The organism is Pantoea sp. BRR-3P (genome assembly GCF_039621635.1).
Classification (GTDB): Bacteria; Pseudomonadota; Gammaproteobacteria; order Enterobacterales; family Enterobacteriaceae; genus Pantoea; species Pantoea floridensis.
On sequence record NZ_CP155066.1, the window covers coordinates 1,925,963 to 1,943,965 of the forward strand.

Annotated in this window: 15 protein-coding genes; 9 read left to right on the forward strand and 6 right to left on the reverse strand. The window is 51.9% G+C overall.

Annotation, left to right across the window (positions count from 1 at the left end):
- Positions 1-73: 73 nt before the first annotated feature.
- Positions 74-706, forward strand: a complete 633-nt coding sequence (locus AAGR08_RS08895; RefSeq protein WP_345829651.1) for a DapH/DapD/GlmU-related protein — start codon at positions 74-76, stop codon at positions 704-706.
- Positions 707-788: 82 nt separating this feature from the next.
- Here AAGR08_RS08895 and AAGR08_RS08900 read toward each other — a convergent pair whose 3' ends face one another.
- A complete protein-coding gene (locus AAGR08_RS08900; RefSeq protein WP_345829653.1) occupies positions 789-1,757 on the reverse strand; it encodes a GT-D fold domain-containing glycosyltransferase in 969 nt (322 codons plus the stop codon).
- Between the two features lie 763 nt (positions 1,758-2,520).
- On the opposite strand from AAGR08_RS08900, the gene AAGR08_RS08905 reads away from it, so the two are divergent.
- Positions 2,521-4,881, forward strand: coding sequence for a membrane-bound PQQ-dependent dehydrogenase, glucose/quinate/shikimate family (locus tag AAGR08_RS08905; RefSeq protein WP_345829655.1), 2,361 nt, complete (start codon positions 2,521-2,523; stop codon positions 4,879-4,881).
- Between the two features lie 80 nt (positions 4,882-4,961).
- Here AAGR08_RS08905 and AAGR08_RS08910 read toward each other — a convergent pair whose 3' ends face one another.
- On the reverse strand, positions 4,962-5,354 hold the full coding sequence (locus AAGR08_RS08910; protein ID WP_345829657.1) for a VOC family protein: 393 nt from the start codon (positions 5,352-5,354) through the stop codon (positions 4,962-4,964).
- Positions 5,351-6,514, reverse strand: a complete 1,164-nt coding sequence (locus AAGR08_RS08915; protein WP_345829659.1) for an MFS transporter — start codon at positions 6,512-6,514, stop codon at positions 5,351-5,353. The genes AAGR08_RS08910 and AAGR08_RS08915 overlap by 4 nt, the downstream gene beginning before the upstream one ends.
- Positions 6,515-6,654: 140 nt before the next feature.
- Between AAGR08_RS08915 and AAGR08_RS08920 the strand changes: the two genes are divergently transcribed.
- Both AAGR08_RS08920 and AAGR08_RS08925 read left to right on the forward strand, forming a co-directional pair.
- The gene (locus AAGR08_RS08920; protein ID WP_345829661.1) at positions 6,655-7,425 is read left to right on the forward strand and encodes a DeoR/GlpR family DNA-binding transcription regulator; all 771 of its coding nucleotides are present in this window, start codon (positions 6,655-6,657) and stop codon (positions 7,423-7,425) included.
- 210 nt (positions 7,426-7,635) lie between these two features.
- Positions 7,636-8,352, forward strand: coding sequence for a GntR family transcriptional regulator (locus tag AAGR08_RS08925; RefSeq protein WP_097097263.1), 717 nt, complete (start codon positions 7,636-7,638; stop codon positions 8,350-8,352).
- A 1-nt stretch (position 8,353) separates the two neighbouring features.
- Here the strand turns inward: AAGR08_RS08925 and AAGR08_RS08930 are convergent, their stop codons facing one another.
- Positions 8,354-9,553 (reverse strand): enolase C-terminal domain-like protein, encoded by a 1,200-nt coding sequence (locus AAGR08_RS08930; protein WP_345829663.1) that lies wholly within the window; start codon positions 9,551-9,553, stop codon positions 8,354-8,356.
- Between the two features lie 302 nt (positions 9,554-9,855).
- On the opposite strand from AAGR08_RS08930, the gene AAGR08_RS08935 reads away from it, so the two are divergent.
- Positions 9,856-11,223, forward strand: coding sequence for a PTS transporter subunit EIIC (locus AAGR08_RS08935; RefSeq protein ID WP_345829665.1), 1,368 nt, complete (start codon positions 9,856-9,858; stop codon positions 11,221-11,223).
- 77 nt (positions 11,224-11,300) lie between these two features.
- On the opposite strand, the gene AAGR08_RS08940 is transcribed toward AAGR08_RS08935, so the two are convergent.
- Positions 11,301-12,317 carry a lipoate--protein ligase A gene (locus AAGR08_RS08940; RefSeq protein ID WP_345829667.1) on the reverse strand — a complete coding sequence of 339 codons (1,017 nt, stop codon included), beginning with the start codon at positions 12,315-12,317 and terminating at the stop codon, positions 11,301-11,303.
- Between the two features lie 202 nt (positions 12,318-12,519).
- On the opposite strand from AAGR08_RS08940, the gene AAGR08_RS08945 reads away from it, so the two are divergent.
- The gene (locus AAGR08_RS08945) at positions 12,520-13,200 is read left to right on the forward strand and encodes a type 1 glutamine amidotransferase domain-containing protein (RefSeq protein ID WP_345829668.1); all 681 of its coding nucleotides are present in this window, start codon (positions 12,520-12,522) and stop codon (positions 13,198-13,200) included.
- An 87-nt stretch (positions 13,201-13,287) separates the two neighbouring features.
- Positions 13,288-13,896, forward strand: coding sequence for a TetR/AcrR family transcriptional regulator (locus tag AAGR08_RS08950; RefSeq protein ID WP_345829669.1), 609 nt, complete (start codon positions 13,288-13,290; stop codon positions 13,894-13,896).
- A 119-nt stretch (positions 13,897-14,015) separates the two neighbouring features.
- On the opposite strand, the gene AAGR08_RS08955 is transcribed toward AAGR08_RS08950, so the two are convergent.
- Complete coding sequence (locus tag AAGR08_RS08955; protein ID WP_097097269.1) at positions 14,016-14,474, reverse strand: RpiB/LacA/LacB family sugar-phosphate isomerase; 459 nt, start codon at positions 14,472-14,474, stop codon at positions 14,016-14,018.
- Between the two features lie 446 nt (positions 14,475-14,920).
- Between AAGR08_RS08955 and AAGR08_RS08960 the strand changes: the two genes are divergently transcribed.
- Both AAGR08_RS08960 and AAGR08_RS08965 read left to right on the forward strand, forming a co-directional pair.
- Complete coding sequence (locus tag AAGR08_RS08960) at positions 14,921-16,255, forward strand: MFS transporter (RefSeq protein WP_345829671.1); 1,335 nt, start codon at positions 14,921-14,923, stop codon at positions 16,253-16,255.
- 1 nt (position 16,256) lies between these two features.
- A complete protein-coding gene (locus AAGR08_RS08965) occupies positions 16,257-18,002 on the forward strand; it encodes a dihydroxyacetone kinase family protein (RefSeq protein ID WP_345829673.1) in 1,746 nt (581 codons plus the stop codon).
- Position 18,003 lies beyond the last annotated feature (1 nt).

The following is an 18,003-nucleotide window of genomic DNA, read 5'->3' on the forward strand; positions in this document are numbered from 1 at the left end:
TGTAGCGTTGTGGCTGGCGGTTGCCCCGCGGCAACCGGTTATCCAGACATCTGACCACAACGGAGCATGTATTATGGCACTTGCTGCTGTGCAACCGGCAAAACTGCAACAGACCTTTATCGATCCAAGCGTGCGCATGCGCGAAACCAGCATTGGTCAGCAATGTGAAGTGCTGGCGCAAAGCTATCTCGAATATAGCGAATTAGGCGATTTCTCCTACCTCGGCGAACATTGCTGCGTGGCTGATGCACAGATTGGGCGCTTTACGGCGATAGCTAATCAGGTACGTATTGGTGCGCCTAATCACCCGATGGATCGTGCCTCTCAACACCGTTTCACCTACTGTCCGGAATATTACGATACACAATCACAGCGCGATGCGGGCTTCTTTGCCGATCGTCGTGCCGACCGCGTTATTATTGGCAACGACGTGTGGATTGGCCACGGTGTGATTGTCTTGCCGGGCGTAATGGTGGGCGATGGTGCCGTATTGGCGGCGGGGGCGGTGGTGACCAAAGATGTGGCGCCGTACACCATTGTCGGCGGCGTTCCGGCTAAAGTCATTCGTGCGCGCTTCGCCGCTGACATTGCCGCACAGCTACAGGCGATAGCCTGGTGGCACTGGCCGCTGGAGAAAATCATGGCCAACCTGGCAGACTTTCAGTCTTCCGATCTCACCCTTTTTTGCCAGCGACATGCAAACTGAAGGCAGAAAACGGCAGCGTGTTTTCGTCTGCCATCACACGCCAGCGCAAAATGGATGTCGTTGCGATGGCGTGTGACGTGCATCAGACCATCGGGGGATGGATGGTCATCGCTGACAACACGGCATCCTGTGGCAGCCCGACATGCAGCAAAATTTGCTGGCGATAGTGTTCGTCAGCGTCGCGCGACGTATCGCTCAGCAACATGCCCACCTCATTAACGTTCTTACCGGCCACTTGCACTTTGTCACGTGCCGCACTGCGCATCCATTCGTACTCAATATCGATATGACCCGTATCAATACAGCGAATACCGTGCTGGCTGAGATCGTAAGCCAGTACGGTGGCAGTAGGTCCGAGCGACATCAGCACCATATCGTAGTCGCGCGCATGCGCCAGCACCGAGCTGTAAAGATCGTTGTAAACCGAGAAGGCATTACGATTAAGCGTGGTAATGCGCTTAATGTCTCGGGCACCGGCTAACAAATCGTTGCCGATACCGAGGCGCGTACCGCTGCCTTCTACTATCAATATCTTTTTGTCGTGAAATAGCTGCTTAAATTTAGTGAAAATACGCGTCGCTTGCTGCTTATCTTTATAATCATGATATGGACGCGTCACGGAAGTATTGCCGTAGAGATAATTCTTTTTTAATAACGCTTCATAATGACGAAAATAAAAGGCCTTATGAAAAAACCAGAATAGGGCTGAACCAAAACGCATATTGCCGGTGCCGCGAAAAGCATCGGGCAGACATAATAAGCACGGATTATTTAGCTGACTTCCGCGACGCAGAATCTCTTTTAGACGAATTGAGAGACGTTCATCGAAGGCCTGGAAGCCAATATTTTTAAATAGCGTCATCTCCAGTTCTCCATCGCCATAGCGACTAATGGACAGCTTGTCGTTGCTGAGCAGCAGGTCAACGGTTTGCTCGGGTGACAACACCTGATATTGACGAGCGTGTGCGTTAGCAACGGGAAACCTAAAAGCAGCATGTGTGAATTTAAAAGGAAAACGTAATTTACGATAAAGGGAGTCTGCGCTGATCATAATAACCTTCTTTTTTTAAGCGGCTTAGCCGCACAGCAGTAAGGTGATGTATATCACGCTTACCCGAACAGCGCAGGCTGAGGAAACTCCCAAAATAATATTTCAAGCCGAAGGCTAATCAATGACAATAAACACAGGGCAAGTTTAAAAAAACAGAAAATGAATAATAATGGGGTTGTGGATACTACCGCGTTTATTATTGCCAGGAATAATCGCAATGACTGTAACCTGATTAATAAAACAATTTCATCTGATGTTTAAGCATACAAACTCCGATCGCAATGGTTTCGCCCAAACGATCGCGCTGCGTACGTCTGGCGGGTTTTGTACCTGTTCATCGCTTTTGCATGATAAGGAAAGCGAGAAAATAATGAGCGGGCTAATCAAGTGATTTCCATAACGTTTCCCTGGTATGCATAACCGCATGAGTTTATCGCTTCAGCGCGCGATACAACTCAGTTTCGCAGCGCAATCAATGGTGAGGAAATGCGTCAGTACCGTGCATTTACGCGCAGTTTCGTTATCAAAAAATGCGGTTTATTTGCATCAATGATTAATTCTCTCAACGAAAATGAAACGTGATTTCAGTCACATTATGAGCGGAACGGCGGCTGGCAGCGATAAGCCAAACTACATTCATAAGCGGAGCTAACGACACACTTGGCAACGGGTTTTTACTTAACAGTAACGTACGTTAAAATTTTGTTGATTCTATGTGGGTTAATTTTTGAGGTTTTTTGATGAAAAAGGTTGAGGGATTAGCATGGTTAACAAACTAACCAGCATCGTGCTCGCGATCCTCGCGATTGCCTTGTTGTATATGGGCGGCAAGCTACTGATGCTGGGCGGCAGTGCATTTTATGCACTGATGGCGGTGGGATTACTGATCACCGCCATTTTACTGTTCCGCAACCAGCGCAGTGCGCTGGCGCTATATGCAGTACTGATGTGGATTACGCTGGCCTGGATTATCTGGGAAGTGGGCTTTGACAAGTGGCAGTGGATCCCGCGCGGCGATCTGTTCGGCGTGATCGGGCTGTGGCTGGCAATGCCGTGGGTAGTGAAACCGCTCTATCGCGGTGAGCGCCGTTTCCATAGCTTCCTGGGCGGCACGGTGATGATCATGATTGTGGTGGTGATTGGTCTGTGCTTCTACGATCCGGTTCCGCAGGAAGGCACCATCAGCAATGCGCGCGAGCAAAATAGCGAGCAGGGCGCGGCTAACGACTGGACCGCTTACGGTGGATCCTCTGATGGCCTGCGTTTCTCCGCGCTGAACCAGATCAGCAAAGAGAACGTTAAAAACCTCGAAGTCGCATGGACTTATCACACCGGCGATCTGCGTCAGGATGCGGATGCGACCGAATACACCTTCGAAGCGACGCCGCTGAAAGCCAATGGCATGCTCTACTTCTGTACGCCGCATAATGAAGTCCACGCGCTCGATCCCGAAACGGGCGCTGTGAAGTGGAAGTTCACGCCAAATAAAGATCGCTCTTACCTGCAGCAGCATCAAACCTGTCGCGGCGTGAGCTATTACGAAGACGCACCGGTTGCCGCGCAGGAGAATGCCGCCAACCCGGCGATCTGCCGTAAGCGTGTCTTTAATGCCACCACTGACGCGCAGCTGATCGCGCTGGATGCCGATACCGGCAAACCGTGCGCCGATTTCGGTGAGAACGGTGTGGTTGATCTGCATGCCAATATGGGTGAAGTGCGTCCCCATGCGCTGATGCAAACCGCGGCACCGCTGGTGGCGGGCAAGCTGGTGATCGTTGGCGGTTCGGTGATGGACAACGGCTTCAACAGCGGTAACCCGTCAGGCGTGATTCGCGCGTATGACGTGCAAACTGGCCGTCTGGTGTGGAACTTCGATCCGGCTAACCCGGAAAACACCGCACCGATCGCCGCAGGCCAGAACTATCCGCAGGACACGCCAGTGGCGTGGGGCACGCTGAGTGCTGACCTGAAAAATGGTGTGGTCTACGTGCCGTTTGGTAACGCTTCACCGGATGAAGTGGGTATTGAACGCGATCCAAACAGCAACACCGAGAAGTTCCGCGATGCGCTGGTGGCGCTGGATCTGCAAACCGGTGCCTTCAAATGGCGCTATCAGAGCTCCAACCACGATCTGTGGGACCGCGATAATCCGTCACAGCCTTCGCTGGTGGACATCGATTATCAGGGCCAGAAGCAGCCTGTGGTGATTTTGCCAACCAAAACCGGCAACCTGTTTGTGCTGAATCGTCTTACTGGCCAGCCGGTTTATCCGGTGAATCAGGTGAAGGTTTCAACCGAAGGTGGCGTAGCGGGCGAGAAATTTGCCGCGACGCAGCCGGTATCCAGCCTGAACTTTATCCCGCAGCCGTTGACCGAGAAATCAATGTGGGGTATCACGCCGTTTGACCAAATGTCATGCCGTATGGATTTTCGTAGCCTGCGCTACGACGGTAACCCGTGGACGCCAGCAACCGAAGCGGGGGCGCTGATCTTCCCGGGTAACATTGGCGTGTTCAACTGGGGTTCTGTCGCCGTCGATCCGCAGCGTCAAATGCTGATTGCCGCGCCAGTGCGTCTGGCTTACAAATACAATCTGATCAAACGTAGCGAGCAGACCGCCACCGAGCGCCTGTTCACCAAAGATGGTCAGCCGTACTGGAATGAAAACTTCCACGGTGATTATGCCATTCACATTCAGCAGCTGGCGTCTGGTCTTGGCATTCCTTGTGTTGCTCCACCCTGGGGCCGTATGGTGGGTGTGGATCTTAAGACCGGTAAAACCGAATGGCTGCGCCGCGTCGGCGTCACCAAAAACCTGAAAACCAGCTTCCTGCCTGGCCGCTTCCCAATCGGTTTCCCGATGGGCATGGTGGCGCACGGTGGTCCGTTGCTGACGGCGGGTGATTTGGTGTTCCATGGGGCAACGGCGGATAACTTCTTCCGTGCTTACGACAGCACCACCGGTGAACTGCTGTGGCAGACTGAACTGAGTGCCGGTGCGCAGGCCACGCCATCTACCTTTATGGGTAAAGACGGCAAGCAGTACGTGGTGATTGCCGCTGGCGGCCACGGTTCGCTTGGCACCCAGGCGGGTGACAGCGTGGTGGCATTCCGTTTGAAATAACCCCGACTACATCGAGTTAAGGCGCCCATTGTGGCGCCTTTTTTTATCTGCTTCGCGTTAAATAAAAGCTATCGCGCGGTTTACTCATCATCACTGACAATTTCAATCAGATTGCCGTCAGGATCCCGAATAAGGGCTTCATAGAAACCATCTCCGGTTATCCGCGCCGGACTGACTAAAATCTTCTGCTCCGATGCCCGTTTGACCATCGCATCCACATCTTGCCTGGCGCCAACGTTAATCGCGATATGTGCCCATCCGGTCAGTTCTGTGCCATTCGCTCCTTGTGCTAACGCTTCCAGAGCCATAAGTTCGATGGTGGCGCCTTCATGTAAACGAATGAAGTGAGAACGAAAACCAGGGCGATTTTTGCTGATATAAAGTTCATTCGATGTTCCGCCAAAAAAATCCTGCCAAAAATGTTGCTGGGCAGTCAAATTGTTGGTCCATAACGCCACGTGCGCAATTTTCATGCGTTCTCTCCTGCAGGGGTTTTATTGCCTAAATTGAGCGTGAGTGACAGTGCAGCGACGACAAGCATCAGCACCATGATGAGTGAGAATGAAAGCGCGAGAGAGCTGTAGTGGGCAATGTAACCAATTATCGCCGGACCACTTAAAACCCCGAGGTAGCCTAATGTTGTCATTGCGGGTACCGCCACTGCCTGTGGCATTACTTTCTGTTGTCCCACCGCGGAGAACATAACCGGTACGATATTGGCGCAACCGGCACCCACAAAAACGTATCCCAGCAGCGAGAGAGACCATGAGGGAATAAAAGTCACCAGCGCCAGTCCGGCTGCCGCAGTGAGCGCGCCCACCAGAACCACCGGCAGCCGTCCTAGCAGAGAAATAATGCGGTCTCCGGTAAGTCTCGCCAGCGTCATCGCCACAGCAAAACAGGTATAACCCAGCCCACCCAAGGTTTCAGGAATATCCCGCACCTGCGTCAGATAAACGGCACTCCAGTCCAGCACCGTTCCTTCCGTCAGGAATACGGCAAAACAGATGAGGCCCAGCAGTAATACGTGCCCGCGCGGCACGGCGAATGCCGGCCCCTCTTTAGGATTGGCATAGGTTAGAAGTCCCGGAAAACTGAGTATGGCCAACACCATCACCGTGAACGTCACCAGCAGCGTTGCGGCCAACACGCTCATGCCCAATGACAGCAGCACAGTCATAACCCCTGCGCCCGCGATGCCGCCGAAGCTGTACATGCCATGAAATCCGGACATCAGTGGCGCAGCCGATTGCTTCTCAACGAGAATGGCCTGAATGTTCATTGCGCAATCCGTCACGCCAACACCCACACCAAAAATCAGGAGAACCAGGCCAAGTAGCAGAGGATCGGCAATAACCGCCAGTAGCGGCGTGCTCAGGATAATCAATGCGATGGCGACAACGATGACGCGGCGACAGCCAAAACGGCTGGTCAGTAGACCCGTTACCGGCATAGCGATCAGCGCACCAAAGCCAAGACAGAGCAGCAAGGTGCCAAGCATCGCTTCGTTGACTCCTGTGTTATTGCGCGCGAACGGCACAATGACGGCCCAGGTGGCGGTGACAAACCCGGCAATAAAAAAAGTCAGACGCGTAGCGCGGCTGGGAGTCATGCTGCTGAGATGCTGAATCATTTCATTCCTCTTTTTAGATGGATAATAATCCCTGGGAGCAACGGGGTGGTTCATTGCGCCTGCATGCAAGATTGACAATCTGCAAACATTTGCGCGATCATGCTCATTGTAGATCGATTTTGATGGATTAAGGAATATTTATGCTCGATTATGCTGCCTTTCCGGATCAGCGACAAGCGCTGATCAAACAGATCCTGCAAGAGCAGGGACGGGTCGTCTGTGTTGACCTCGCCAGACAATTGGGCGTTTCAGAACACACTATCCGGCGTGATCTGCACGAACTGAGTAAGGAAGGTATTTGCAAGAAAGTATACGGTGGCGCTGTAATACAGTTACCTGAAGCGGGCACTTTTCTGCTGCGAAAAGAGCAGAATCACGCAGCAAAGGAGATGATCGCGACGGCCTGTGCCAGCCTTATTAAAAACGATAGCTGTGTATTTATCGATGCGGGAACAACCAATTTGGCGATGGCCCTGGCTTTGCCAGAGGCGTTGTCATTAACGGTGGCAACAAACGCGCCGGATATCGCCGCCGTGCTTTTAAAACACCCCAATATAGATGTCATCATGCTGGGTGGGCATATTGATAAAAAAAGCGGAGGCTGCGTAAGTCACACAGCAATAGAGCAACTGCGCAACATCCATTTTGACCAGGCCTTTATTGGCGGATGCGCCATGAGCCCTGAATCAGGTCTGACAGGATTTGATTTTGCCGATTGCGAATTTAAAAATGTGGCTATTAAACAGAGTAACCAAACGATTGTTGGTCTTACGGCGGATAAAATCCCCGGCGTTGCAAGATTCGCGGTGGCTGGCTGTGACGAAATCCATGTTTTAGTAGTGGAGGAGCAGCTTAACAAGGCGTTTTACAATGCATTTCGTGCAGAAAATATAACGTTAATAACGGTTTAGAAGGAGATATTCCGATGCGCGAGTTTTTTATCCAATATTATAAAAATACCAGCAAGGTGGAGTCTTCACGAATGAGAAGGATATCGATCTCGCTAAGAATGAAACTCTTGCATGAAATTATGCAATGGGACTTGTTCGATGACGGTAAAAATGAAATGTAGTGCTGACATGGTATTATCCTCCCGTCAATGATAGGAGGAGGGTAATCTAATGAAAAAGAAAGAGTTCGTTACCCAGGATTTGCTGAGCAAAATTTATCAGGAAGACACATCCGCGCCCCGCAAATTGCCACCTGAGCGTCAGCTGGCGGAAGAGTATGGCGTTTCACGTTTTACCATTCGGCAAGCGCTGGAAAAACTGGTCAGTATTGGAGCCGTGCGTATCGTGCAGGGTTCAGGCATCTGGATAAACGAGACGGTACGTAATAACCCGCTCGTCTATAATTCAATCACTGAAAAACGTTTTGATCAGATACATTACCGCTCTCTTAGCCTGCGTAAGCGACGTCCTGATAGCGACGAGCAACAAATATTTGCCATCAACGATGAGGCATTTATCTGGGAATTTTCCCGCCTGCGCTATGTTGATAATATCGCGGTGCAGATTGAAACCTCGCGCATGCCCGCGCAATTATTTTCCGATCTTACGGGGGAAATAATCGAGCGTTCTATTCAGCAATATGTTTTAGCCAGGGGCTATCACATTTCACATTTGCTAACCAGCTACCGGGCTATTAGCGTCAATCGCGATCAGGCTACGCTTCTTGGCTGTAAAAAAGGCAGCCCGGCGATGCATATCATTAACCGCGGCATTCTTCAGGGAGGACAGGTATACGAAATCAGCGACATTGTCGATATTGATTACACCTGCACCTACCTGATTCCTCATAATCCTGACAATCTGCGCTTTCGTCAGAAACAGCGTTAAATTATGGCGTATGAATAGTGCCGTCCGGCAGGCGACTTTGTGTCCACTCATGCGGACGGTAGACCACCGGATATTTCTCCGCCAGCGCTTGATCAAAGGTTACGCCGATACCCGCCGCTTGTGGCGGATAAATATATCCCTTGTTAACGTTAGGTGCGCCCGGGAACATCGCATCCGTCAGCGATGAGCGTGGGATAAATTCCTGAATGGCAGCATTGTGTAAATGAATATTTAGATGCGTATTCACGGCGACACCGATAGGCGTCATATCACCTGGGCCGTGCCATGCTAACCGTATTCCGAATGCCTGACACAGCGCCGCCAGTTTAAGCGCTGGCGTGATGCCACCAATTTGCGAAATGTGGCAGCGAATGAAGTCGATTCGGCGATGAATGATCAACTCATGCCATTCGGCTGGATTATTAAATAATTCACCTAATGCCAGCGGCACGGCACTCTGCTGGCGTAACTGTGCCAGCCAACCGGTTTGCGCCGGAGGAAGAACATCCTCGAGAAAATAGGGCATATAAGGTTCCAGTTGTTTAACCAACTGAATCGCTTGCTGCGGAAATAACCGTTCGTGAACATCATGCAGAATTTCAAATTGATGACCATATTTGGTTCTCAATGCACGAAACATCTCAACCGTATTTGCCATGTACTGTTGCTGAGAATAATAAGCGCCGGCGGTACCCTTTTCTGGAGCATGGAGATCCTGGGCGGTACCGCCGTAAAACCCCAACTGACAGCGAATATGACGGTAGCCAATTTCTAGCGCTTGATCTACTGAGGCATAAAGTTCTTCCAGCGTTTCACCACTGGCATGGGTATAAGCTGCAATCGCATCGCGTGATTTCCCCCCCCATAATTGATACAAAGGCATACCCGCCAGCTGCGCCTTAATATCCCACAATGCCATATCAATACCGGAAATAGCATTATTGGTTACCGGACCGTTTCGCCAATAGGCATTAACGTTCATCATTTGCCACAGATCTTCAATATTATTGGCATCTCGCCCGACCAAAAGGGGAACCAGATACTCATCGACCATCGTTTTTACAGCCAATGGACGCTGTTGAAAAGTGGCACAGCCGTGTCCCGTAATGCCTTTATTGGTCGTAACGCGTACGGTAATGAGATTATGGCGATCGGGACGAGTAATAAAGCAGTGAATACTTTCGATAATAGTTGGGGTCACAAAGAAAACTCCTCTGGCACACTCACCGCGTTTAACAGTAAGGCAGAATGATATGAAATTTTTACCCTATGATTGCTGGGTTTTTATTAAGACGCAAACCCTTTTTATGTAATAAATATTGGTTAAAAAAATGCGTGATTTCTCTTTAAAAAACAGACCAATTTTCGATTTTTCGTGTCATAAAGCCTGTTGAGTGTGGTTTTGTGATCCTCATCATGATTTATTGGTTTGTTTTGCCTGGGTTCATTTATTACCATCCAGAGCAGATTTCATCAGGGCAGTTTTTTCCCTTAGGAGCAAGTATGGGAACGCAGGAAGTCATAGGAAATATCATTCAGTTAGTGGGCGGAAAAAATAATATCAATAAAGTCTGGCACTGTATGACTCGGCTGCGCTTTGATCTTGTTGATGACAATAAAGTTAATCAGAGTGGAATTAAAGCGCTGCCCGGTGTTCTGGGGGCGCAAATGCAAAGCGAACAGTTTCAAATCATTATTGGGCCGAAGGTAAATAGTTGGTATGAGCAACTCGTGCCCGTGCTGAATAACGATAATCAGCCGCAGATACAGCGGGAAAAAACGCGTAAAAGCGTCGTTTCCCTGTTTATGGATACCGTTTCCGGTGTATTTGGACCCATTGTTCCCGCCATTGCTGGCGCAGGGATGATCAAAGGATTACTAGCCGGTTTGGTGGCATTACAGCTGATCTCGGCAAAGAGTGATACGGTAATGGTGATTGATTTAATCGCCAGCGGCGTGTTCTATTTTTTACCGTTTTTCCTGGCGGTCTCTGCGGCTAAAATCTTTAAGACCAATGAATATCTGGCCGCAGCCGTTGCCGCGTGTTTGATGTATCCGTCATTAATCGATGCAGCTAAAGCGCTGGCCGCACATCAGGAAGGTGCCGTAAACGCATTCTGGTTTATGGGCCTGATTCCGGTTTCGGTATTCAACTATGCCTCCAGTGTTATTCCGGTCATCTTTTCAATTCTGGCACTGAGTTATATCCACCGCTGGGTTGATCGTATTATGCCGGAAGTGTTGAAAACGGTCTTTACGCCAACGTTAACGCTGTTTCTCGCCGCGCTCACTGCGCTAGTGGTGATTGGCCCGATGGGTATTTGGCTAGGAAAGGGATTAGCGTTATTTATTGAAGGCTTGTTCAGTATTTCATCCAGCTTTGCCGGTTTGATTGTGGGTGCCATTCGGCCGCTGGCGGTACTTACCGGTATGCACCATGCAATGACACCCATCGCGCTGCAGAATTTCAGCGATCGCGGTTATGACATGTTGATGCCGATGATGTTTATGGCAAATATGTCAATCGCAGGAGCGACCTTTGCCATATGGAAATTGAGTAAAAATCGGCAGGATAAGGTCGTAACGCTTTCAGCTGCGATCTCAGCGTTATTAGGCATCACAGAACCTGCGCTGTTTGGGGTATTAACGCGCTATAAAAAAGCGTTTATCGCCGCCACCATATCCAGCGCGCTCGCTTCCGCGTTTATTGGTTTCTTTGGCGTACGTTTATATGGCTATATCCTTTCCAGCATATTTAGTCTGCCGGCTTACATCGGACCGTACTTTATCTGGGCCGTATCGGGCGTGGTGATTGCGCTGGTCTTGTCCTTTAGCCTGACGATAATACTGGTAGGCAAAGAAACTGATTAAGCTGTGCAGTCTGAGCAGGGGTAAATAAGCAAACGGCATATCGAACGTTGGTCGCCACACGTGGCGACCGAAGCTATTTAGCTTACGTTGCTCACCAGCCAGGTTTCCAGCTGGCTCAATTCATTAATCTGACCCGGATAGTCTGTTTTCAACTGCTGCAATTGCGCCAATATCGTGTCCGGCCGGTACATTGTCCCTTGCAGACGCATCGCCAGCGCTTCTAAAGGGGAGGGATTAAGGCTGTCAGTGAATATCTGGCAGCGAGAAATCACACCACGCTCAACATCAAAGTGGATCTCCACGCCGCCCCAGACAAAGCGTTCATTAAGCAGATGCGAGAAATCGGGTGCGCTGCCGAAATTCCACTCCCAGCTACTTTGTCGGGCAAATTGCTCCTTGAAACCGGGCAATTTCGGTAGCACGGCGGGGGAGATGTGCTCCGGTTCGCAGGCTTCCTGATAATAATTAAAGTAAGCAGCAACGACCTCACGACAAATCGTATCAAAGCGAATATCCGGCACTAATTCAGCAATGTTGGCCACGCGTGAGCGCACAGAACTGATGCCTTTCGCCTGTAATTTTTTGATGTCGGGGTTGAGGTACTCGGCAAGACGCGACAAATCCGCATTCATCAGAAATGTACCGTGATGAAAACCGCGATCCGGCGTTTCACGATAGGCGGAGCCCGATATTTTGCGCATTTCGCCCGCCACGTTGACCACAATATCGTTGCGGCCGGAGGCTTCGGCGGGAATACCGAGCCGTTCTAATGCACGCAGGATGATGGCCGTAGAAACCGTTTTATCGTATTGCGGTTTTCCGGCCATAAAGGTGAAGCAGCAGTTACCCAAATCGTGAAACACCGCGCCACCGCCGCTGCTGCGGCGCGCCAGCTTGATACCGTCCTCGGCCATACGCCGAGTGTTGCACTCTTTCCACGGATTCTGGGCTCGCCCAATTACCACGGTTTCGGCATTCTGCCAAAGAAAAAGCACGCGCTGCGTTGTCGGCATTTGCCGAAAAATGCACTCCTCCACAGCAAGGTTAAACCAGGGATCGTGCGAGTCTGAGATAAGCAAACGTAAGGTGGACATCATTCCTCCAGTTCCATGAGAAAGGGCAAGCGGAAGATAGGTTACGCTTAAGTGGATTGAAAGGTAAGAAACGAGGGCGCATGACATTTTACTAAAATTGCCTCAGGCTCTAGACGACTGGTCTATTAGATGTTAACGTGAATTTAAGCGCTAGACGACTGGTCTAGTTTGAATATTTAATCCTGGCAACTGGAGATTGACGATGAAAATTCTTATGGTTCTCACCTCGCACGATCAATTAGGCGATACCGGACGTAAAACCGGCTTTTGGCTGGAAGAGCTGGCTGCGCCTTACTACGCGTTCAAAGATGCCGGGGCCGACATCACGCTGGCTTCACCGAAAGGCGGCAAGCCGCCGTTAGATCCTAAAAGCAACGAACCTGATTTCCAGACCGAACAAACCCATCGCTTCGAAGCCGATGCCGCAGCAACTCAGCAACTTGCGGCCACCGTACGTCTGGATAGCGTAACGCCAGCCGATTACGACGCCGTGTTTTACCCTGGCGGTCACGGCCCGTTGTGGGATTTGGCCGAGGATAAGCATTCCATCGCGCTGATTGAAGGCTTCCTCGCGGCAAACAAACACGTCGCGTTGGTATGTCATGCGCCGGGCGTGTTGCGCCATGTCAAAACGCCAGAAGGGAAGCCGCTGGTGCAGGGGCGCAATGTTACCGGCTTTACCAATAGCGAAGAGGAGGCCGTTGGCCTGACAAAGGTGGTGCCATTCCTGGTGGAAGACGAACTGATTGCCAAGGGCGGTCTGTATTCTAAAGGTGCCGACTGGAGTTCTTACGTGGTTAGCGATGGCCTGCTGATCACTGGACAAAATCCAACATCCTCAGCCGAGACCGCACAACAGCTGATAAAGCAATTAGCTCAGTAAAGGCCGATTAACGGGAGGCGAACGTGTCGTCCGCCTTCCATTTTCCTGAGCATAGACGACTGGTCTAGTATTTGATAATCTTGGGCTATGACTACTGCATCCCAATTACATAGCCACGAAATCCGCGATCACATCCTTGCTACCGGCCAACGTATCATGGCAGGCAAGGGGTTTTCGGCTGTCGGATTGAATGAAATCCTCACCGATGCTGGCGTGCCGAAGGGTTCGTTCTATCACTATTTCAGTTCGAAAGAGGCGTTTGGCGTAGCGATGTTGGCGCGCTATTTTGATGATTATCTCACCGATCTCGATAGTACCTTGGCCCAGCCGGATCTCACCATGGCACAACGTTTGATGAACTACTGGCAGCTGTGGCGTGAGACACAATCGTTCTCCGATTGTCAGGGCAAGTGCCTGGCGGTGAAGCTGGGCGCGGAAGTCGCCGATCTTTCGGACAGTATGCGCGTTACGCTGCAGAACGGCACTTCAGGGATCATCGCACGTCTGGCGGAGGCGTTAGAAGCGGGCGTGAAAGAGGGATCCCTGGTGATTGATGATAAACCGTCCCTCGTGGCAGAAAGCCTTTATCAGCTGTGGGTGGGGGCCAGCATCATGGTGAAAATCGTGCGTCATACTGGCCCGTTTGATTCAGCCATGAGCATGACGCAGAAAATTATTCGTATTACCGCGCAATAACACGGTCCTTCCGCCTCAGCCACCCTTATGCGGGTTTTCGCCAGGGAAACCCTATGCGCTTTGTTTTGATCGCCATTCTTGGTGCTGCAAAAGTACGCAGCAGGGCGCGAGCGCGGCGCTTATTTAGCGTGGGAAACTTGCTCGTAGTAACCGATTTTCTCAACTTTAGCGGTAGAGCCGCCCCCTTCGAACTCTGATGCCAGCCAGGCATTGACAATATTCTTAGCCAGCTCAGGGCCAATAACGCGCGCGCCCATGGTCATGATCTGAGCGTTGTTGCTCTTACGGGCACGCTCGGCGGAGAAGGTATCGTGGCACTGCGCGGCGCGCACGCCTTCCACCTTGTTTGCGACAATAGCCACGCCGATGCCGGTACCGCACAGCAGGATACCGCGCTCAAACTCTTTTTTCTGAATGGCGGTAGCCAATGCAAATGCCACATCCGGATACATCGGACGATCGTTTTGCGCATCATTGGTGTAATCCGTTACCACAAACTCTTTCTCTTCCAGCAGTTTTTTAATCACGTTTTTCAATTCGATAGCCGCATCATCGGCGCCAATAGCGATTGTTTTCATCGTCGTTCTCCAGCAGGGTTGGCATGGTCGCCTGCACTTTTGTTCAGCAGGCGAGAAGATGTTCATAAGCAGCCTGCCATATAATTAATCATATGTTCAAGTGTTGTTCATATGGAAGATGCCAGATATCGCCCGTTAATGCGCTTGAAATCACCATACCAGTGTGATTTTGGCCGCTGCATTGAGCAAAAGTCCGATAATAACTGCAAAATCGAATCTCATGAGCGCGCTCACACTTTCGTGTATTGCGCTTGAGGTGTGCGCAATTATCCGTGTACTGTTCATTTGTTCGCATAGCTTTACTAATGTACAAGAAGACCCATTAAGGACTCGAACATGCTGCATTTACACCTTACCTCTCAGTTCGCCTGCCGCCAGCGCGCCCTTAGCGCTGGGCCAACACCGCTTAACGAAATGAATAACTCCGCATGTCCTGGAGGTGCGTTATGAACCAGCCAACCGTCACGGCGGTGGAAAAGTCCACCATCAGAAAAATCTCCTGGCGTTTAGTGCCGTTCGTGGCGCTGATGTTCTTTATTAACTTTCTCGATCGCACCGCGATTTCGTTTGCTGGCCCCAACGGCATGACGCAAGACCTCGGCCTGACGGCGCTGCAGTTTGGTTTAGCATCAGGCATCTTCTTTATTGGTTACATCCTGCTGGAGGTGCCCAGCAACCTGGCACTGCATAAGTTTGGCGCGCGTCGCTGGCTGGCGCGCATCATGATCAGCTGGGGGATTGTCTCGCTGTTGTTCACATGGGTAAGCAGTGTGGAAGGTTTGTATACGCTGCGTCTGCTGCTCGGCATCGCTGAGGCTGGCTTCTTCCCGGGCGCGATCCTCTACCTCAGCATGTGGGTACCTGGCCGGCATCGCAGCAAAATTCTATCGCTGTTCTATCTTGCGCAACCGCTAACCGTGGTATTTGGCGCACCGTTAGCCGCTTCATTAATTGAGCAGCATGGTCTGTTCGGCATGGCCGGCTGGCGCGTGATGTTTATGGGCGTCTCAATTCCCGCAATTCTGATTGGGTTTGCTGCACTTTTCTGGCTGGTGGATTCGCCGCGCCAGGCTAAATGGCTGACCTCCGAAGAGAAAACCTGGCTTACCGCTGAGCTGGAAGCCGAGCATCAGCAGAAGCAGGGCCATCAGAAACACAGCCTGCGCTCGGTAATGGGTAACGGCCGCGTATGGATGCTGTGCCTGATTTACTTCGGATTCATATATGGTCTGTATGCGCTGGCGTTCTTCCTGCCAACCATTATTGCTGGCTTCCAGCAGCAGTTCGGCACCACCTTTAATGTCATGCAGAAAGGATTGATTACCGGCGTGCCGTACCTGATCGCGGCGGTGGTGATGTTCTTCTGGTCGAAAGACGCTGCGCGTCGTGGCTGCAAAACCTGGCACATCGCCATTCCGGCGCTGGCAGGCGGCATCAGCGTGCCGCTGGCGCTGTATATGGATTCGCCGTTCACCACCATCATGGTGATTGCGATTACCGCCAGCGCCATCTTCGCCGCGTTACCTAACTTCTGGACATTACCGACGCAATTCCTGACCGGTGCATCTGCGGCGGCCGCGATTGCACTAATTAATACCTTAGGAAACGTAGCGGGCTTCTCTGCGGGCTACATCACCGGCGCGCTGCATGACGCGACTAACAGCTATGCCTTGCCGATGTTTGTGGTTGGTGGATTCATGCTGCTGTCAGCCTTCCTCATGCTGTTACTTAACCGCCGTCGCTCGCCGTCTCAGCCGATCTCTTTTGCTCAGGAGCATTAATATGACGTACCTGTTTAACCAACCCTCAGCCTTCGCCGCTGAGCTGATTGAAGGCTTTGTCGCCGCCAATGCCGATAAAGTGCGTCAGGTTACTGGCGGCGTGGTGCGCAGTACCCGCAGCGAGCCGAACACCGTGGCGGTAATTGTCGGCGGCGGATCGGGCCACTATCCGGCGTTTGCTGGATTGGTTGGACAAGGCCTGGCACACGGCGCGGCGATGGGCAATTTATTCGCTTCGCCCTCGGCGCAGCAAATCTACAACGTTGCACGTGCGGCGCATAACGGTGCTGGCGTGCTGCTGATGTTTGGCAACTATGCGGGTGATGTTTTGCACTTTGCCCAGGCCTGCGAACGTTTACGGGCGGAAGGCATCGCCTGTGACGTGCTGGCGGTCACCGACGATATCTCCAGCGCGGGCAAAGAAGAGCTGGAAAAGCGTCGTGGCGTGGCAGGCGATCTTTGCGTCTTTAAAGCCGCCTGCGCCGCTGCTGAAGCGGGGCACGATTTGGCCGCCGTGGTAAAACTGGCACAGCACGCGAATCAACGCACCCGCACCTTTGGCGTGGCGTTTGCCGGTTGTACTCTGCCAGGCGCATCGCATCCGCTGTTTGAAGTGGAAAAAGGGCGCATGGCGCTGGGATTAGGCATTCACGGCGAGCCGGGCATTAAAGAGACCGACATGCCGAGCGCAGATGAGTTGGCGGAGATCTTCGTTGAGCGCCTGCTCAATGAATTACCCGTTGATATAAAGCAAGCTGAAGGTCAGCGCGTGGCAGTGATCCTCAACGGTTTGGGCTCGGTGAAATATGAAGAGCTGTTTGTGGTTTATCGCCGCGTCGCGCAGCTGCTGGACGCAGCAAAAGTGCAGATTGTCGAACCTGACGTCGGCGAATTTGTCACCAGTTTTAATATGGCTGGCGCGTCACTGACGCTGATGTGGCTGGATGAAACGCTGGAAACCCTGTGGCGTGCGCCAACCAATACGCCAGCCTATCGCAAAGGTAGCGTGCTGGTTGCAGAACCCCTGAGCGCCACGGAGCGAGAGGAAAGCCGTGAAGAAGCCTTGCCTGCCGCGACCGCTGAATCGCAGGAAAGCGCCAAACGCGTTCTGCAACTGCTGGAATCAGTGGCCGATATGTTACAACGTAACGCAAAGCGGCTTGGCGACATTGATGCGGTCGCTGGTGATGGCGACCACGGTATTGGTATGGAGCGTGGCGTGCTGGGCGCAGTAGCAAAGGCGCGTGACGTTGCCGCGCGCGGTGCGGGTGCTGGCAGTTTACTGTGCCGGGCGGCAGATGCGTGGGCTGATAACGCCGGCGGCACGTCTGGCGCATTGTGGGGCGTGGCGCTCACCGCGTTGGGCACTGCGCTGGGCGATCGTTTCACACCCGATGCGCAGCGCGTGGCAGCGGGTGTGCGTGCAGCCAAAGAAGGCATCATGCACTTTGGTAAAGCGCGCGTGGGTGACAAAACCATGGTTGATGTACTGGTGCCGTTTAGCGACAGCTTAAATGCGGCTGTTGCAGAAGGCGCATCGTTAACCGATGCCTGGCTGGGGGCGGCGCAGGTGGCAGACAAAGCCGCGCAGGATACCGCGCAGCTGGTACCAAAAATGGGCCGCGCACGTCCGCTGGCAGAAAAAAGCCTGGGCACACCCGACGCAGGCGCAATTTCACTCGCTTTAATCGTGAATACCGTGGGCGATCTGCTAAAAGAACAGAGTACGTCTGAACAAGGAGTTTGAA

Excerpts from the sequence above, each read along its gene's own strand:
- AAGR08_RS08895 (WP_345829651.1), top strand. The coding sequence starts at position 74 with ATGGCACTTGCTGCTGTGCAACCGGCAAAACTGCAACAGACCTTTATC.
- AAGR08_RS08900 (WP_345829653.1), bottom strand. The coding sequence starts at position 1,757 with ATGATCAGCGCAGACTCCCTTTATCGTAAATTACGTTTTCCTTTTAAA.
- AAGR08_RS08905 (WP_345829655.1), top strand. The coding sequence starts at position 2,521 with ATGGTTAACAAACTAACCAGCATCGTGCTCGCGATCCTCGCGATTGCC.
- AAGR08_RS08910 (WP_345829657.1), bottom strand. The coding sequence starts at position 5,354 with ATGAAAATTGCGCACGTGGCGTTATGGACCAACAATTTGACTGCCCAG.
- AAGR08_RS08915 (WP_345829659.1), bottom strand. The coding sequence starts at position 6,514 with ATGATTCAGCATCTCAGCAGCATGACTCCCAGCCGCGCTACGCGTCTG.
- AAGR08_RS08920 (WP_345829661.1), top strand. The coding sequence starts at position 6,655 with ATGCTCGATTATGCTGCCTTTCCGGATCAGCGACAAGCGCTGATCAAA.
- AAGR08_RS08925 (WP_097097263.1), top strand. The coding sequence starts at position 7,636 with ATGAAAAAGAAAGAGTTCGTTACCCAGGATTTGCTGAGCAAAATTTAT.
- AAGR08_RS08935 (WP_345829665.1), top strand. The coding sequence starts at position 9,856 with ATGGGAACGCAGGAAGTCATAGGAAATATCATTCAGTTAGTGGGCGGA.
- AAGR08_RS08940 (WP_345829667.1), bottom strand. The coding sequence starts at position 12,317 with ATGTCCACCTTACGTTTGCTTATCTCAGACTCGCACGATCCCTGGTTT.
- AAGR08_RS08945 (WP_345829668.1), top strand. The coding sequence starts at position 12,520 with ATGAAAATTCTTATGGTTCTCACCTCGCACGATCAATTAGGCGATACC.
- AAGR08_RS08950 (WP_345829669.1), top strand. The coding sequence starts at position 13,288 with ATGACTACTGCATCCCAATTACATAGCCACGAAATCCGCGATCACATC.
- AAGR08_RS08955 (WP_097097269.1), bottom strand. The coding sequence starts at position 14,474 with ATGAAAACAATCGCTATTGGCGCCGATGATGCGGCTATCGAATTGAAA.
- AAGR08_RS08960 (WP_345829671.1), top strand. The coding sequence starts at position 14,921 with ATGAACCAGCCAACCGTCACGGCGGTGGAAAAGTCCACCATCAGAAAA.
- AAGR08_RS08965 (WP_345829673.1), top strand. The coding sequence starts at position 16,257 with ATGACGTACCTGTTTAACCAACCCTCAGCCTTCGCCGCTGAGCTGATT.